Raw genomic sequence first — 344 nt, 5'->3', positions numbered from 1 at the left:
ATCTAACAAAAATTCGTTCCAAGGAGCAAAATGTGTAAATAAGAAGAATAAAAATCTTTAAAAATCAAAGAAAAAGAAGAGTTTTAAGTGCAGTAATGATAATTGTTGGAATAGTTGGATGAAAAGCGCCGAATTAGTCGGAGTGTTGCAGGAATGCCCTCTGTATTTCGTGTTCTTTATCATTTAAAGTGTGTTATGACATCTTCTTGTGAATTTAATTAACATAAATATCGCGATTCTGTTAGATATATGGATATATTTAACAGATTTTATTGTTTTGGACCTGTTTTTGTTAGATAAAAAATTATATTGAACATATTTTATGATTTTAGATCCGTTTTTGT

It is taken from the genome of Nosocomiicoccus sp. HMSC067E10 (assembly GCF_001810835.1).
GTDB classification, from domain to species: Bacteria; Bacillota; Bacilli; order Staphylococcales; family Salinicoccaceae; genus Nosocomiicoccus; species Nosocomiicoccus ampullae_A.
The sequence above is the reverse complement of the archived record's forward strand: the minus strand, read 5'-3'. Positions refer to the sequence as shown.